Source organism: Paenibacillus sp. Soil724D2, from assembly GCF_001427935.1.
Lineage (GTDB): Bacteria > Bacillota > Bacilli > Paenibacillales > NBRC-103111 > Paenibacillus_E.
The window spans coordinates 746,233-763,371 of the sequence record NZ_LMRY01000001.1 but is presented as its reverse complement, the minus strand read 5'-3'; the positions used below and the strand labels follow the sequence as shown (position 1 = coordinate 763,371).

11 protein-coding genes and 1 pseudogene are annotated in these 17,139 nt (G+C 43.5%); 10 read left to right on the top strand and 2 right to left on the bottom strand.

What is annotated here, in order from left to right; all coding sequences use genetic code 11:
• Window positions 1-112 precede the first annotated feature (112 nt).
• The 3 genes from ASG85_RS03545 (at window position 113) to ASG85_RS03535 (ending at window position 3,264) form a co-directional block, all read left to right on the top strand.
• A complete protein-coding gene (locus ASG85_RS03545; protein ID WP_057305319.1) occupies window positions 113-1,447 on the top strand; it encodes an ABC transporter substrate-binding protein in 1,335 nt (444 codons plus the stop codon).
• Between the two features lie 83 nt (window positions 1,448-1,530).
• Window positions 1,531-2,409: a carbohydrate ABC transporter permease gene (locus ASG85_RS03540; protein WP_060645362.1), complete on the top strand. Its 879-nt coding sequence runs from the start codon at window positions 1,531-1,533 to the stop codon at window positions 2,407-2,409.
• 12 nt (window positions 2,410-2,421) lie between these two features.
• On the top strand, window positions 2,422-3,264 hold the full coding sequence (locus ASG85_RS03535) for a carbohydrate ABC transporter permease (RefSeq protein WP_057305317.1): 843 nt from the start codon (window positions 2,422-2,424) through the stop codon (window positions 3,262-3,264).
• Window positions 3,265-4,050: 786 nt separating this feature from the next.
• Here ASG85_RS03535 and ASG85_RS03530 read toward each other — a convergent pair.
• Window positions 4,051-5,274, bottom strand: a complete 1,224-nt coding sequence (locus tag ASG85_RS03530; protein ID WP_060645361.1) for a PASTA domain-containing protein — start codon at window positions 5,272-5,274, stop codon at window positions 4,051-4,053.
• A gap of 251 nt (window positions 5,275-5,525) precedes the next feature.
• Here ASG85_RS03530 and ASG85_RS03525 point away from each other — a divergent pair, with 251 nt between their 5' ends.
• The 4 genes and pseudogenes from ASG85_RS03525 (at window position 5,526) to ASG85_RS39795 (ending at window position 12,917) form a co-directional block, all read left to right on the top strand.
• Entirely contained in the window at window positions 5,526-5,933 is a 408-nt protein-coding gene (locus ASG85_RS03525) for a hypothetical protein (RefSeq protein WP_156396394.1), read from the top strand.
• A 106-nt stretch (window positions 5,934-6,039) separates the two neighbouring features.
• The gene (locus ASG85_RS03520; protein WP_082587946.1) at window positions 6,040-7,686 is read left to right on the top strand and encodes an FAD-dependent oxidoreductase; all 1,647 of its coding nucleotides are present in this window, start codon (window positions 6,040-6,042) and stop codon (window positions 7,684-7,686) included.
• Between the two features lie 35 nt (window positions 7,687-7,721).
• Window positions 7,722-12,410, top strand: a pseudogene (locus ASG85_RS03515) (AAA family ATPase); the annotation flags it as partial.
• 54 nt (window positions 12,411-12,464) lie between these two features.
• Window positions 12,465-12,917, top strand: coding sequence for a sensor histidine kinase (locus tag ASG85_RS39795; protein ID WP_414858670.1), 453 nt, complete (start codon window positions 12,465-12,467; stop codon window positions 12,915-12,917).
• Between the two features lie 55 nt (window positions 12,918-12,972).
• Here the strand turns inward: ASG85_RS39795 and ASG85_RS03510 are convergent, their stop codons facing one another.
• Complete coding sequence (locus ASG85_RS03510) at window positions 12,973-13,311, bottom strand: L,D-transpeptidase (protein WP_060645358.1); 339 nt, start codon at window positions 13,309-13,311, stop codon at window positions 12,973-12,975.
• Window positions 13,312-13,416: 105 nt separating this feature from the next.
• Between ASG85_RS03510 and ASG85_RS03505 the strand changes: the two genes are divergently transcribed.
• From ASG85_RS03505 to ASG85_RS03490, 3 genes are all read left to right on the top strand, one after another.
• Window positions 13,417-14,586, top strand: coding sequence for an iron-containing alcohol dehydrogenase (locus tag ASG85_RS03505; protein WP_060645357.1), 1,170 nt, complete (start codon window positions 13,417-13,419; stop codon window positions 14,584-14,586).
• Between the two features lie 902 nt (window positions 14,587-15,488).
• The gene (locus ASG85_RS03495) at window positions 15,489-16,244 is read left to right on the top strand and encodes an AAA family ATPase (protein WP_057305310.1); all 756 of its coding nucleotides are present in this window, start codon (window positions 15,489-15,491) and stop codon (window positions 16,242-16,244) included.
• A gap of 19 nt (window positions 16,245-16,263) precedes the next feature.
• Window positions 16,264-17,076, top strand: a complete 813-nt coding sequence (locus ASG85_RS03490) for a sporulation protein (protein WP_057305309.1) — start codon at window positions 16,264-16,266, stop codon at window positions 17,074-17,076.
• Window positions 17,077-17,139 lie beyond the last annotated feature (63 nt).

Genomic DNA, 17,139 nt, shown 5'->3' with positions numbered 1-17,139 from the left:
ATGTGCGGATTTTACAAGAACCCCTCGATTATTCCATTATCATAAGGGGTTTTTCCTTTTATACTCAGGTTGTAAAGAAGAGAAAGCACATGATGCCTGGGAGGTCCAACGAATGAAAAAAATGGGAGTTACTCTTGTAAGCTTGCTCGCGGCTACTAGCCTTGCAGCTTGCGGAACTACAAACACAACAAAAGATGCTGGTGCAACTAGCGCGCCAACGGCTGCAGCAACAGCAGCACCCGTGAAGTCGGATGCAAAGCCGGTCAAACTTAGAATTTATGCCCAATACGCAGATGAAGATACGAAAACACCTTATGATTATGCCGTTGCGGAATTGAAGAAGGAAATGCCGAATGTTGAGCTAGAGCTCGATATTCAAGCGCAAGATGATGGCCAGAAGCTGAAGACTTATGCAGCTACAGGCAATCTGCCAGACATTTTCGGAGCAGGATTAGACATTATCGATACGTTTAAGAAATCCAATAATATTCTAGTTCTGGATGAGTACGTAACTAAATTTGGCTTCAAAGACAAAATGCAACCAAGCGCATTGAATACACTTGTAACCGATGACGGCCACACTTACGCATTCCCTTATGCGGGTAATGAAGTAGCACTGCTTTACTACAACAAAGATTTGTTCCAACAAAATGGTGTGAAAGTGCCGACTACCTATGATGAAATGATGACGGCAGTTAAAGCGTTCAATGCGAAAGGCATTACGCCACTTTCCATTTTCGCTAAAGAAAAATGGCCTTGCGTAGCCCTTTATGACATGTTCGTTTCACGCGCTGAACCAGCTGGTGTGACGAAGCTTGATAAAGGCCTTGCCAAAGCAGATGATGCTGCTTACAAAACAGCTGCAGAGAAAATCATCGAGCTGGTTAAAGCAGGCATGCTGCCAAAAGGCGCAACGAACTTAAATTACGATCAAGCAGCAGCGCTCTTCCATGAAGGTAAAGCAGCGATGTTTATTAACGGTCAGTGGGAAATCGAAGCGGCTACGAAAGCGCTCGGTGACAAAGCAGGCTACATGTACATTCCAGCTGCTGATGCAGCAGCTTATGAAAAAGGTAAAACAGCATTCAGCGGCAGCGGCGGTCCTGGTGGATATGCCGTATCAGCCAACACCAAGGATAAAGAACTTGCAGCAAAAGTGGCATCCTTTATTTCCTTGAAATATGCGGAGTACAAGTTCACAAACCGCAGCAATCCAATCGTAGCTACCAAAGTAGACAAGCCGATTGTGAAACAGTTCCCTCCTATGATGGAACAACTATCCAAAGATATTCCGAAAATCACAAGCACAACAGCGTTCTCATGGGGATTGTCTAATCCTAAGTTCAAAGCAGCGCTTGAAGATGCCACACAAAACCTGTTGACAGGTAACTATACAGCGGATCAATTCGCGAAAGACTTGAATAAAGCGGCAGTAACAGCGAAATAACCGAAGTTTCTATGGAAAAGGAGACTCACACTGGACCGCTATGCGCCGGTGTGAGTTTTCTACTAAAAAAGGGAAGTGATGACATGCGCAAATTCATGGGAAATAAGGCGGCTATTATGCTTTTCACACTGCCGGCACTCCTTTTGTATACAGTGATTGTGTTTTATCCGATTTTGCAAACTTTCTATCGCAGTACATTCGAATGGGATGGATTAAGCGAAGGCACTTTTATTTTTCTAGATAACTATATTCGATTGTTTCAAGATAGTATTTTCTACACATCGCTATATAACGGTTTCGTTTTTGCCGGTATTTTGGCTGTCGTTCAAATCGGAATCGGCAGCGTGCTTGCTTTTGCCGTCGCAGAAGGGTTCAGAGGAAGCAAGTTTCTAAGAATTAGCTACTTCATTCCTGTGGTTCTTTCTATTACGGTAGTATGTCAGCTGTGGCTGGCGATGTATAACAGTGAGTACGGCTTGATTAATAAAATTTTTGAAGCGCTCGGCATCTCGTATCGCCAGGATTGGTTGACGAACAACAAAACAGCGATTTTCGCCATTGCGTTCGTGAATGCTTGGCAGTATATGGGTTACCAGTTCGCATTGCTGTTGGCGGCTGTAAAGTCCGTTCCAGAGCAATACTTAGAAGCGGCACGTATTGATGGAGCCTCCAAATTCAAAGCGCACATGGCGATAACGATACCCATGCTAGCTGAAACATATAAGTTTTGTTTGGTCCTAGCGATTACAGGCGGATTGAATGCTTTCGCTAATATGTTCATTATGACCGGCGGGGGCCCAGGGAATTCTACGTACACATTGACCTATTTGATGTACCGCTCTGCGTTCCGTGTTGGTGAATTCGGTTATGGAAGCGCCGCGGCTGCTTTCCTGGTCATCGAATGCTTGATTGTGACTTTGGCTATTAACCGACTGATCGCAAGAGAACGGATTACATTTTAAGGGGGATGACAGATGAACGGAATACTCAAATTGCGTAAAAAGAATCCGCTCCTGGGCATCTTATTATGGGTATATGCGGGGTTGTCAGTGTATCCACTGCTGTGGATGGTCTTTTATTCGCTTAAAAATAACAATGAAATCTTCGTGACGAATCCATTCGGCTTTCCGACTCATCTACGATTCGAGAACTATGTGGATGCTTGGTCAAGGTTCAATGTACCCGTCTACTTCAGTAACAGCTTGTTGGTAGCTGCGGCGACCGTTGTGGGTACGATTGTACTTTCGGTTACGTTTTCCTATGCCGTTGCCAGAATGCAATGGCGCTGGAAGGAAGCCGCTCGTATTTATGTCGTGATTGGGATGTTCATTCCCGTGCAAGTGATCATGATTCCGCTGGCGATTCTCGTACGTGAGTTCCATCTGGCGAACACGTATTGGGCGCTGATCGTTCCTTATATTGCCTTCAATATTTCATTCTCCAGTATGGTTTTCTATGGTTTTTTTCGCAGTATTCCGGTTGAGTTGGAAGAATCAGCTTGTATGGATGGTGCCAGCATTTACCGGACCTTCTATACCATCATATTGCCGATTATTAAACCAGCGATTGCAACGATGGTGATCTTCGTCTTCTTGTCGGCATGGAATGAATTTACGATGGCATTAATTTTGATTACCAAAGAATCCTTGAAAACCTTGCCGCTCGGACTGCTCTTCTTCCAAGGTCAGTTCACCACCAATTGGGGAGCAATGGGCGCGGCGATGACGATCGCGAGCTTGCCGACTGTGCTTGTGTATGTGCTCTTTAGTGAGCAAGTGGAGAAGGCGCTAACCGTAGGATCTGCTGTGAAAGGATAAGACGGCTGCGTATTTGCAGAGTTGTTGGATTATTTTGTAAAAGGTGAAAATAGAAAAGACCTGCCATTTCATGAAAATGGGAGGTCTTTTTGCATTTAGGAACGGCTTAATTGCGAATGAAATACGGAATCGCAAGCTCTGCAGGGGATCCTTCAGTTTAAAGGCGATTAGTTTCTCACATTTATCCAAGTGGTAAGTGAGTGAATTTCAATGTGGCGGTAATTACTTTGGGAACTATGATTTTGCCAACCAGAAGGAGTTGGTTTTGCCCAACGTCATGAGGCTGCGCTACGACGAGCGCCTGGGATTCGAACGCGTTGGGAAGATATGGGTGGTTTCGTTTCCCGCAAGTTGTACTGCGTACAACAATTTCCTTGATTTTTATCGTGAAAATGGAATTTGTTGCATTTCGTACAACAATTTGGACGTTATTATTCCTTTTAGGGCATTTTCAAGTGAAATTGTTGTATGTTTTGCAACAATAGATGGGAAATGGTTGGTTTACTCGACAAAAGTTGTACAAAGTACAACTTGCCTCTATGTGTTCTGCTTATTAGGTGTTTTGCTTATTAGGTGTTCTGCTATTAGGTATTACGATATTAGGTATTATGCTACTAGCAGTTCCCCTCTTAGGAGTTCTGTTCTTTAGGAATTCTGCTCTTTAAGTGCTCTGTTTATTAGGTGTTCTACTCTTCAGGTGTACTGCTTTTCTTTGCTTTTAGGTGTTCCACTCTTAGGGGTTCCGCTCATAGGAGTCACTGTTTTAGCTGTCAACGCTTCTAAGCATCACTGACTCCCTTTACTAACCCAAAACGTAACATTGTCCCCCTGCAAGCCTTTGGCACCTGACTTTGGGTCTTGTTTAATGACGGTTCCCTTAGGCTGATCGTTTGCTTCAATCAAAAAATTGTAATGCAGACCGGCAGCCAAGGCTTGCGCTTCGGCATCAGCTTGAGATAGACCTACCAGGTTAGGTATGGCCACTTCCTCGGCTTGTTTGTTCGAATCTCCGAGGGGCTTCGTTGTTGATGGGACAGGCGTATTTGTCGACGTGGTAGGTGTGGCGGTGGGGATAGGTACCACGACAACAGACTCCGTTTTGGGAGATGGCCAAAGCGCCCAAACTGTGACCAAAACGACGACTAAAATAGCAATTGCTCCTATCCCTGCCTTACTTAGAGCGCTCAATGATTGTGATCGCTTATCAGCAGCGGGTGCAGCCTCGTCCACCTCATCAACTTCATCCACCACGTGCTTTTGAATTTTACTCGGGTATTGATAATGATTTTGCGTCTGGATAGGCCCCGCGTCCTGCTTTTGACCGGAAGATGGTAAACTCCGCAATCCAAATATCAACGAAGAAAGTGATGCGTGACCATGGCAGACGAGCTTAATCAGCTTAATTAAAGCCAATTTTTGCTCATATGTCGCAGATGGGATCGGCGTACGCTCCAGATGCGTATGCATCACTTCAAAAGCACCACTAATCGTCTCCGCGCCAGTAAATAGCTGAATCATCAACCGACAAAGCCCGATGGCCCCTTGTGCCTGAGGATCGCCTTTGTCCCAATAATTAATGACGGAAAGTTTGCCGTGATCATCTAACCATAAGTTTTCAGCGCCTACTGTAAATCCTGTAATACGTTCTTCCATTGCGTCAAGCAAGGAAACCCCTAGATCAGCAATCATTGCAATGATGGTATGGAAGGACATTTCTTTCTTGTTAACATGGTTGGAGAATAGTGAGCCTGGCTTGGCTTGCAGAATGATTGTAACCGAATCTTCCTCTACAGCTGTATCCAAGATATGTTGAAACCCCTCATGTATGAAAGCTGCTTTATGATGAAGGGTTCGAATGTAATCTTCACCGACCTGCCCAGGTTGAAGCTCTATTTGATAAAGGAGAACTTTTCGAGTTAGAAATAAATCATCACCATAATGCAAAGTACCATGAGGTAAAGCGACGATCTGTGAATCTGGCACATAGCGCGTACCCATTTTTTTATGCATGGAATATCCATCCTCTCTCTTGATGGCATCATTGGGAGTTGCCTTTATTATATATGATTCGGCGGGATATAGGAATTTAGGTATTTTGTTATGAAAAATAACATAAATAGTCGAATTTTTTGTTGGATTTTATCAAAATGGGTATAAACAAGAGTCTGAAGGTGGAATTCATAGCAAAGTTATTGAATAAATGCTTTATATTGTTAGATAAACTGACGCCAATCGAGGTGGAATCAGCAAGATCTGGGTGAATGGATGGTTTTTTTGGATTAATATATTCGGAGTCTACATGCTTTGGAAGGCATTCAAGCTCCTCAAGGGGAGGACATCAAGCAAAATCAAGATCAAATAGATCGGGTTTTAGCGTCAATTCATCAAGTGGAAAAGATTTGAGTCATGCGTATTATGAGCTTCAACATGAGCAATTGGAACTGCTTGTTGTAAAGCTTATTGAAGAAGTCGAGGGAATATCAAAGTTGAGTCTGGATCCTGAGGCAGATAGCAATTATTTCATTTATTTTACTGTACACTTTTTTTCTCAGTTTTGGAATAAGCTTGAGAAAAATGAGTTGAAAGGTATAGAAGCTGCTGAGCGCCAATATAAAGAACCCGGATTTTCTATGAAGTCATTTCTAGCTGACAAGATTCAGCTGATTTAGGCTTTTTTCTAACTTCGCAGAGCTAAAAGTCTATGATTCAAATGACCTAGATGATATGATAGTTTTACAGATTTTTTTACAATTTGATCCAATATGAGGGGGAACTGTGTTGAAAAAAGTCGTTATTTTGGGCGGCGGTGTTGCCGGGATGAGTGCCGCGCATGAATTGATCGTCAGAGGCTATGAGGTGTCTGTCTACGAGTTTAAAAGTATTCCAGGCGGGAAAGCGAGAAGTATGCCTTTTGTAGGCAGTGGAACTGACGGGAGGAAAGATCTTCCAGGAGAGCATGGTTTCCGGTTATTTCCTCGCTTTTACAGACATGTCATTGATACATTGAAACGAATTCCCTATGAGAATGGAACCGTATATGATAACTTAACAGAAGTGACGCGGTTAGATATTGCCACCTACACAGCACCGCTATTGCCGCTGCTGGCCAAGATTGAATTTAGTTTAGACAATTTTATGGTGGTCATCAGAGATTTATTCGATAATGGCTTAGGTCTAAGTATGGATGATCTAGAGCAATACGGACGTAAGCTATGGCAAGTCATGACGAGCTGTGATGAACGCATTCGCGAGGAATATAACCTCATCGATTGGTGGAATTTCATTGAGGCGGATCAACAATCCCCTGCCTTTCAAAAAATATTCGCTGGATTCACCAAAACCCTCGTTGCTTGTCAATCCAAAATTGCAAACACACAAACTGTCGGCCCTGTTGCTGTTCAAATGACACTAGATATCACCACACCAGGCACGAGCTTCGTTCGTCTCTTGAACGGTCCAACGAATGACAAATGGGTGAACCCTTGGCTAATTTTTTTACGAGATCAGGGAGTTGATTACCATTTGGAGGCAAAAGTTGAAAGCATCGACTGCGTGGATGGCGTTATTCGCAGTGCGAAGGTGACAGAGAACGGTAAGACCTTCGAGGTCGAAGCTGATTATTACATAGCTGCATTCCCGGTCGAAGTGATGGGTAAATTCATTACCGACGCTATGGTGCAAGCCGACCCTACTCTTGTAGGTGTGCAGAAGCTTGTTGATTCCGTCGCATGGATGAATGGCATTCAGTATTATTTGAAGGAAGAGCTGCCTATCACACATGGACATGTTATATACTTAGATGCACCTTGGTCGCTGACTTCGGTATCCCAGAAACAATTTTGGCCGGATGTCGACCTAAGTCAATATGGTGATGGCACAGTGAAGGGCGTTTTATCCGTCGATATTTCGGATTGGGACACACCGGGGGTATTATTTGGTAAATCGGCTACACTTTGCACAGCTGAAGAAATTAAAGCCGAAGTATGGGCACAGATGAAGTTAAGCTTGAATGTGGATGGTGCTGTTATCCTAGAAGACGATGTTCTGCATTCTTGGTTCTTGGATACGGATATTCAATTTGAGAATCCTGATCAGGCATGTACGAATATGGAGCCGCTGCTCATTAATCGCGTGGGTACTTGGGATGACCGTCCAGAAGCTTATACCGCAATTCCGAATCTGTTCCTGGCTGCTGATTATGTGCGTACGAATACGAACCTTGCGACGATGGAAGGCGCTAATGAAGCGGCACGACGTGCAGTTAATGCCATACTGAAACAAGATGGGTCGGCAGAAGAGCCTTGTGAAATATGGGAAATGTACACATTTGAGTTTATGCATATCGATTTATTGAAACCATATCATCATCATGATAAGCGACGGTTTGAGAAGGGGCTTCCTTGGGATGGAGAGCTTTTTTAGGAATACCTAGCAGCTAGTTTTACTAGGAGGATTTTATGCTAATTTTGCCGGAATACGAGTTAATCAGACAAATTTATCAAGGCGAACGGACTGTACTCTATCGCGCAGTTCATAAGCCGACTATGGAAAAAGTAGTTATCAAGACCTTGCGTTCAGACTTTCCTGTTTCCGCAGATATCGCTAGATTGAAACGTGAGTATGAAATAGGTAAAATGTTGGACTTTCCCGGCATTGTTAAGCCATTGGCGCTGCCCAAGCATCAAAACAGCCTAGCTCTCATATTGGAAGACTTTGACGGTGAGACCTTATCGGCTTATTTCCCAATGTTTCGTCAGTCCATACAAGCTTTTCTCATAGCAGCTATTCAATTGGTTAAAATAGTTGGGGATATTCATCAGCGTTACGTTATACATAAGGATATTAAGCCTAGCAATATTATTATTAATCCCGATAAGCAGATCATGAAGCTGGCTGATTTCAGCATTTCCTCTTTTACGAGAGAGCGTCAAGAAATGCTAGACCCGTTGATGCTAGAAGGAACGCTAAGCTATATGTCACCTGAGCAGACTGGTCGTATGAATCGTATTATCGATTACCGAACGGACTACTATTCCTTAGGGGTCACGTTCTATGAAATGCTCACCGGACGTCTTCCGTTTCAAACGGAAGATCCGGTGGAGCTGATTCATTGCCATTTTGCCGTGACTCCGACTCCTCCCGAAAGCTTGCGGATGGGTATACCGAAGCCGCTTTCCGATATTGTCATGAAGCTTCTTGCTAAAAATGCGGAAGATCGATATCAGAGCGCCTACGGCATTATTCAGGATCTCGAGCACATCTTGATGCTGAGCGATTCCGGAGAAGAAATGACGGAATTTACGGTTGGGCTCTATGACATGACGGACATGTTCCAGATACCTCAAGGGTTGTACGGACGAGCTCAGGAAATCGAAAATCTGCTGCATGTTTACGGACGTGCGGTGCATGGATCGCTGGAGGCCGTTTGGGTAACCGGGGAATCTGGGTACGGCAAATCGTTTCTCATCGCCGAGACGATGAAGACGATCATGAAGGACAATGGCTGGTTCTTATCCGGCAGATTCGAACCGAACAAACAGCATGTCTCGTATCATGCGTTGTCTAAGGCACTGCGTCAGTTAGTCCGTCAGCTTCTGACGGAGAAAGATCATCAAATCGAAGAGTATCGCGGACGATTGCTGAAGGTACTGGGAACGAGTGGGAAAGTACTGACGGATCTCGTTCCGGACCTTGAGCTCCTAATCGGTAAGCAGCCCGTTGCGAAGCAGTTACCTCCGCAAGAAGCACAGAATCGATTGCATTTCTTATTGCAGCAATTTCTGCTAATCTTCTGTGTGAAAGACCGGCCCATCGTGTTGTTTCTAGATGATTTGCAGTGGGCAGATGCGGCATCCTTACAGTTTCTTGATCTGCTTTTGAACGATTCACAAATGAAGTATTTCCTTTTCATAGGTTCCTATCGAAGTGAGTACGACACTAATTGGTTATCATCAACCCGTGTTCAATTGCTGGACAAACTCCCAGAGCGACTTGTTACAGAACGGATTATTTTGCAGCCACTGGAAATTGCGGATGTCGGGCAGTTGATTGCGGAGTCGTTGAAAACCGAACAGCAGCAGGTAGTTGAGCTGGCTCAGCTCGTTCTGCAAAAAACCGGAGGGAATCCTTTTTTCGTCAAACAATTTTTAACGGCTTTACACGAGCAAAATTTACTCACCTTTAATTATGAAATTAATCGTTGGATATGGGATATTGGTGAAATTCAGAAGCTTAGAATTACCGATAATCTTATGTTCCTCCTAGCTGAAAAGCTGCAGCGAATGCCACCTAGAACGCAATACTTATTGCGACTTGCGGCTTGTTTGGGGGCCTCTTTTGACCTGGAAGCGCTTGGTATTATTGCTAAGATGTCCTTTACAGATATACTGCATGAGTTGGAAATTGCTATCCAAAACGGATTGATGATACCAGTTGGTACAGATTATAAGTTTTTTATCGAGATCCAAGGGAACTCAACTGCACGGGACATACGTTTTATGTTCGTGCATGATTCCATTCAAGAAGCCGTCTATGGATCCATTGAGGAATCCATGCTGCCAGAAATGCACTTGAACATCGCGCATCAGCTGCTGGAGCATTTAACTGAAGATCAGGCCGAGCCCCGGTTGTTCGATATCGTCAACCATATGAATATCGGCTCTAACTTATTAACGGAGCGGAAGGAACTTATCCAGCTTCTAGAATTTAATTTCAGTGCAGGCCGCAAGGCTAAATCCTCGAATGCTTATCGTTCAGCACTGCAGTACTACAATAAAGCATTAGCTTTGCTGAAGTTGGTAGAGAGTGTGGAATTAAATGACCTTAGCTTTTCCATTCGACTGGAGAAGTCAGAAGTGCTTTATCTGAATGGTCAGGCGGATGAAGCCGAGATATCATATGAAGAGCTGCTTGTAGATGCCCGTACGAACGAACTTAAGTTGGAAGTTTATAACTTACAAGTGATTCTTTACACGAACGTCGGTAAGCAGCATAAAAGTGTGGAAGTCGGATTGAAAGCATTAGCTGAACAAGGCATCCGTGTATCTAAAGAACCTACGGGCGTGAACATTTTTTTCGAATATATGAAGCTGAAAGTAATGATTGGGCGGAAGAATACACTTCAGCTGTACGATTTACCGATTATGGAAAATGAATATAGAACCAAATTAATGAACTTAATGATGAGTATTGCCATCTCCGCCTATTTCGTGAATACGAATTTATTCGTTTTGTTCATGTTCATCATGACGAAGCATGCCTTGAAGTATGGCAATACCCCTATGATGGCCTATGTATATGGATCCTATGGCTTGATTCTGGGTTCGGGCTTCGGGGATTATCAGCTGGGCTACCAATATGGGCAGCTTGGCGACCGCATGAATGCCAGATTTCAATCTCATCAATTCCGCAGCAAAAGCCATTTCTCATTTGGTTTGTTCGTGACGCCTTGGGTAAAGCCTTTGCAGGTGTGTTTAGAGCATTTGAAGGAATCGTTCCGAAGCGGGATCGAAGACGGCGACTTGGTTTTCGCAGGTTATGCCCTAACGTATCAGGTTTTAGTAAAGGATTTTCAAGGTGTTGTCCTTTCGGAAGTGCAAGAAGATCTAGCTAAAAACTATCGGATATTGGAACAGACCAATCATCATGACACCCTACTCATGTTAGAAATGCTCCGTATGGTCATTCATAATTTGGAAGGGAAGTCTGAGAATCCCCTGATTATCGGCAAGGATGAGGAAGAAGAAAATCAATTTGTCCGTAAACTGGAGGTCCACCCGAACCAAGTTATTATTCATGAGTATACGGTAAAGAAAATGATGCTGTATTATTTGTTTGGTCAATATGACGAAGCTTTAAAGTTTGGTAAAGATGCGGAACCTATGCAGTCTGTTTCGTTCGGTCTGTTTCATATTCCTGAGAACTATTTCTACTTTGCTTTATCTATAGCTGCAAAATATAAAGATGCTGCGATCTTAGAGCAGAAGATGCTCGCCAAACAGATGAGAAAGATGCTTCGCAAGATGGATAAATGGGCTGCCCATTGTCCGGAAAACTTTTTACATATTAGTCTTTTAATGCATGCAGAGTGGAACCGTGTTACGGGCCATTTCCAGAAAGCGGAGCAAGAATACGAAACGTCAATCCGGCAAGCAAGAGAGCAGGGGTTTATCCAGCATGAGGCGATTGCCTGTGAGCTAGCAGGGAAGATGTACAAGGAAGCGGGACGTGAAAAGATTGCCAAAACCTTTTTCGTCGATGCGTATTACGGTTATCTAAGCTGGGGTGCCAAGGCAAAGGCCGAGGAGTTAATGCTGCGTTATCCGGGCTATTTAACATCACTTAAGGAGTCGAAGGATTGGGGCACAACCAAAATAAGTGACTATTCCCTGCAGGCGCTTGATTTTATGACGATTATGAATACGTCTAGGTCGTTGTCGAGTGAAGTTAACTTGGAGCAATTGATTAAACGGTTAATGGAAATTGTAACTTATTCGTCTGGCGCGGAGAGAAGCATCCTTGTCTTAAAGGAACGTGACAGCTTATTCGTGGAGGCTGAGATGCTAGCCATCGACGGCAAGGATTCTTGTACCGTAAGCTCTGTTCTGCTAGAAACAAGAGAAGATCTCCCGACGGCTGTGATTCAATTCGTTGCAAGAACCAAGGAAGGCGTAGTTCTCGATGATGCCGAAAATAAGGGATTCTTTACACATGATCCGTATATTCGTGCAACGGAGAGTAAATCGATATTCTGCGAGCCGATCCTGCATCAGGGCAATCTAGTCGGCGTCTTTTATCTTGAAAATAATTTGATTCGCAATGCCTTTACATCAGACCGTCTTGATATTATCAAGCTATTGTCTGCACAGGCGGCAATATCGATCGAGAATGCAAGACTCTATAATGATTTGGAGGCCAAAGTTAAAGAACGGACGAACGAATTGATCTTGATGGAGACGTCCCGCCGAGACTTGCTGTCCAATATTTCCCATGATCTGGGCACGCCACTCACGTCCATTCAGGGTTATGTAGAGGCTATTCTGGATGGGGTTATTCAAGAGCCTGAGGAACAGAGAAAGTACCTTTCGGTCGTTCATATGCGGATTGTCGGCATTCAGCGGCTCATTACGGATCTGTATCAGTTAAGTCGACTTGAGACGAAACAGTTCCATTTTCAGCTAGCCCCAACCTCATGCGGAACGATGGTTCGTCAGCTTTTTGCAAAGTATGAGCTGGATGCAGCGAATGCTGGAATTACCTATACGTTAGACATGGCACATTCGGAAGGCGAAGAACTGCTTTTAACGGTAGATACAGATCGTATTGAACAGGTGTATGCAAATATTTTGTACAATGCAATTAAATTTTCCACTAGAGGCGGATTCATTGATGTTCACGTGGCAATCAAGGATGAGCCGAGCGAGTTAGTGATCCGGGTTACCGACACCGGCGTGGGGATTAGCGAAGAGGATCTTCCGCATATTTTTGAGCGGTTCTACAAAGTCTCTAAATCACGCAGCACGTCTGGCGGCAGTGGTCTAGGACTTGCGATTGCTAAGGAGATTGTACAGTATCACGGTGGCCAGATTTGGGCGGAAAGCCGCCTTGGAAAAGGATGCAGCATCTCATTCTCGTTACCAGTGCATCGAATTTAAGCCCCGAGAACCGTATACATCACATGATTCAGTGTGCGGTATACGGTTTTTTGGGTTAAGGTCGAATGGTAACTCTGGTGTGAATGGGCACAAGTGCGGCTAATTCAAGCACATCTTCGTTGTACATGCGGATACAGCCGTGTGATGTTCTCTTTCCTACGGAAGAAGGATCATTCGTGCCGTGGATACCATAATGAGGTTTGCTTAAACCCATCCAGAAGATGCCGAAAGGACCGCCGGGACGCGGCTGCTTATTGATAATGAAAAATTCACCCGTGGGTGTATTGGTTAGCATTTTACCAATACCAACTGGGAATCCACGTACAACAATGTTTACATCCAAAAGATATAATTGAAAGTCAGAAAGATCAACAATAATTCGGTAATTGGGCATAGGATTGTCACCTCGATCTATACTATGTAAAATGGAACGATTTAGATATTGAAACTTACATGTGATATACTGCTGTAGATATCAGTCACCGAAGGAGAAACAGACATGCAATCATTTCTACAGTTTAATCCAACGAAATTATGGTTTGGACAAGGTCAAATTGAGCAGCTGCAACAGGAACTTAGTACGCTTGGCAAGCGAGTATTGCTCGTGTACGGCGGCGGAAGCATTAAGAAAAATGGCGTATACGATGCTGTTATGGAACAGCTTATACATATGCAAGCAGAAGTGTTTGAATTGTCCGATGTAGAGCCTAATCCACGGCTTACCACTGTTCGTAAGGGCATAGATATTTGCCGCGATAAGCAAATCGAGCTCATTCTGGCCGTTGGCGGGGGGAGCGTGATTGATTGTGTCAAAGCGATTTCCGTGGGCGTTTATTATGATGGGGATGTTTGGGACATCATTACCCGGAAAGCTGTGCCTCACAAAGCTCTTCCTTTCGGAACGGTGTTAACACTTGCGGCAACAGGTTCTGAGATGAATAATATTTCTGTCATCACACATTGGGAGAAAAATGAAAAGCGTGGTTGGAGCAGTCCTTTCGCTTATCCGGCTTTCTCAATTTTAGATCCGACGTACACCTATTCTGTGCCTAAGGATCAAACCGTTTACGGCATAGTGGATATGATGTCGCATGTGCTGGAGCAGTACTTCCATCTTACGGAAAACACAACTATGATTGATCGATTCATGGAGTCAGTCCTCTTGACAGTCATAGAAGCTGCTCCGAAGCTGCTTGCCGATCTTACCAGCTATGAGCATAGAGCAACGGTCATGTATGCGGGCACGACTGCTTTTAACGGGCTGCTGTCCAGTGGTACAGATGGTGGAGATTGGGCATCGCATCAGATCGAACATGGCCTATCCGCTGTTTATGATATTCCGCATGGCGGAGGGCTTGGGATTGTATTCCCGAACTGGATGAAGCATTGTGCAGAGGACGATCCTTCACGGATGAAGAAACTGGCGATTGCAGTCTTCGGTATCGATCCATCAAATAAAACGGATCATGAAATTGCACTCGAAGGGATTGACGCGCTGCGAAGTTTCTGGGATTCCCTTGGTGCGCCAAAACAGTTAGGGGATTATGGAATCGATGATTCCAGGATAGAGGAATTAGTCCATAAATCATTCATGAAGGACAATGTGGGGCAATATAAAAAGATGACGAGGGAAACAGTCAGAGATATTTTGATTCGATCTTTAGTCTAAAAAATAAGCTATCCTGATGTAGATTGATCTACGCGGGGTGGCTTTTGTTTTTTTTTGCAAACATTAAAATTGCATAAACTCGTAGAGAAAGGATCAATTATCATGTAAAGTTAATGGAGACCCCCCATAGTATGTAAAGGCTCAAAGGAGTGGATTTAATCAAAATTCGAATTTTTGGAGCTTGTGGCAGCGTGAAATCCTATCGTGTCATTAAGCAATTCCTCAAATTATGAAATTGACCAACGAACATACAGCGAAAAGGATTATTATTAAAGATAATCAAGAGATTCTGAAGTATCTACAAGAGATAATATGAGACGTAGTTCTTTTTATTTTTGGTTACTCACTTTTTTGTTCATTAGTGCTTCAAGTTTTTATTTGATAGACCTAATGACATTTAGAGCAAGGCCAAGTGGCGCAATTTCAGGGAATGGTAATCCCGCGATCATCATCATACTTGTTGCAATTCCCATATATGCAGTGTTGCTAGTTATGACTTCGATGTTTTTTTATAACGTTAAGCGTGTAACTAGGATAAAAAAAGGTTTGATCATCTTTTTTATAAGCTTACTCCTAGTTTTTTGTGTTTTAGGAGAGATCAATGAAGTCAAATGGCATCTTGATACACTGAATGGAGGACCTAACAGTTCGAATTCAATTATTTATAGGTGGGGATGGTTCAATCAGTATACAAACACCATTTTTTTCAATGTAAATAGCTTTGTTTTTGGGATAGCCCTTTCAGGAATGTTGGGGTGTATACTTTCAATTAAGAAAAATCGTGAATGACAACAAGCATGAAAAAACCTCTTGGCATAGGCATCTCTGGAGGCGCCGGAAGTGGAAAGACGACGTATGTGGAACCAACCTCGTTTCTGATCGTGTAAAGAAAGGAAGCTCAAATGCCATTCTTAAAAAGAATTTCCCTGGATTGGTCCCAGTTGAAACCAGAGGATAGAGAACAATTTCCATACCAAATACCAACCATTCAATCCTTCAATGAATACAATTTTGAATCTAACGTCACATTTTTTATTGGCAATAATGGGTCAGGGAAGTCTACTTTACTTGAGGCAATTGGCGTATCTTGCGGATTCAGCGTTGTAGGCGGCAAGGATTTAACGATTTCGAAGGAAAAAGACGATGTATCTTTAGCGAGTATTATGCGGCTGTCTTGGCTCCCTAGGGTTAAGGAGGGGTTCTTTTTCCGTGCCGAGACATTTGATACGTTTGCCGGTTATATTGATGAACTCTCGAAAGACCCCTACGTAGGGCAATCAGCGTATGCACCTTATGGTGGGAAATCGTTGAATCAGCAGTCGCACGGACAAGCCTTTTTAACTTTTTTGAAAAATAGATTAAGCGGTAAGGGATTATATCTCTTAGATGAGCCAGAGTCGGCCTTATCCCCGCAAAACCAATTAGCATTCTTGCGAATGATATGGGAATTGGAGCAGTTGGGCCAAGCGCAGTTTATCATCGCTACTCATTCTCCGATTTTGATGGCGTACCCAAACGCGAAGATTCTACAATTTTCTGAAACGACGATTGAACCAATCGCGTATGAAGATACAGATCATTTTACTCTGACGAGAGACTTTTTAAATCACAGAGAGCGCTATTTTCGGGCTTTGTTTGAGGAAGACATTAACAATTAAGCAACTGGGGGAATCAGAAATGGCATTTTTCAAGAAAATGTTAGCACGCGTTGGGATTGGGAACATCGATATCGACACGCAGTTTCATACGGAGGATTTTATTCCGGGGGAGATGGTTGAAGGGGTCGTTATTGCCAAAGGCGGAAAAGTGGAGCAGAAGGTGGATAAAATCTACTTTCAAATCATGACGGAATATAAGAAGCCTGTGGAGATAGATGCTAATCGCGATGGGCGAACTGAAACTCGTATGGAGAATGAAACCATCGTTATTGCCAATATACTGCTTGGTGAAAGCCTCGTGATTGCGCCGGGGGAAACAATTGAAATTCCTTTTGAGTTCGTACTGCCGCATGAAACGCCAATCTCAATCGGTGTCAGCCCGATCTGGGTGCGCACAGGCTTGGATATTGATAATGCGGTTGATCCTTCGGATCGTGATGATATTGAAGTTCAGGCACATCCGCATACTGCGGTTATTTTTGAAGCTCTGGAAGAAATGGGATTTCATTTGCATCAAGCGGAGAATGAGTATTATTTACAACGAGATTATCATTTACCGTTTATTCAAAAGTTTGAATTTGTTCCTAATCAAAATGGCGAGTACCGCAGCTCGGTGGATGAACTTGAACTCATCTTCTACCCGGATAAGGACGGTGTAGAGATTATCCTAGAGTTCGATCGTAAAACGCGTGGTTTCAAAGAATTTCTTTCGGATATGTTGGATACGGATGAGTCTCATCATCGCTACTTTTTCAATCTAGAAGAGTTGGAAGAAGGTTCTTCCTCAGTAGCGGATCAGTTCAGGGGGATCTTCGACGAGTTGTTGGAGTAATACATAAAAAGAGGCTGTCACCAACGGTAGGATGATTACCGGAGGGACAGCCTCTATTCATTT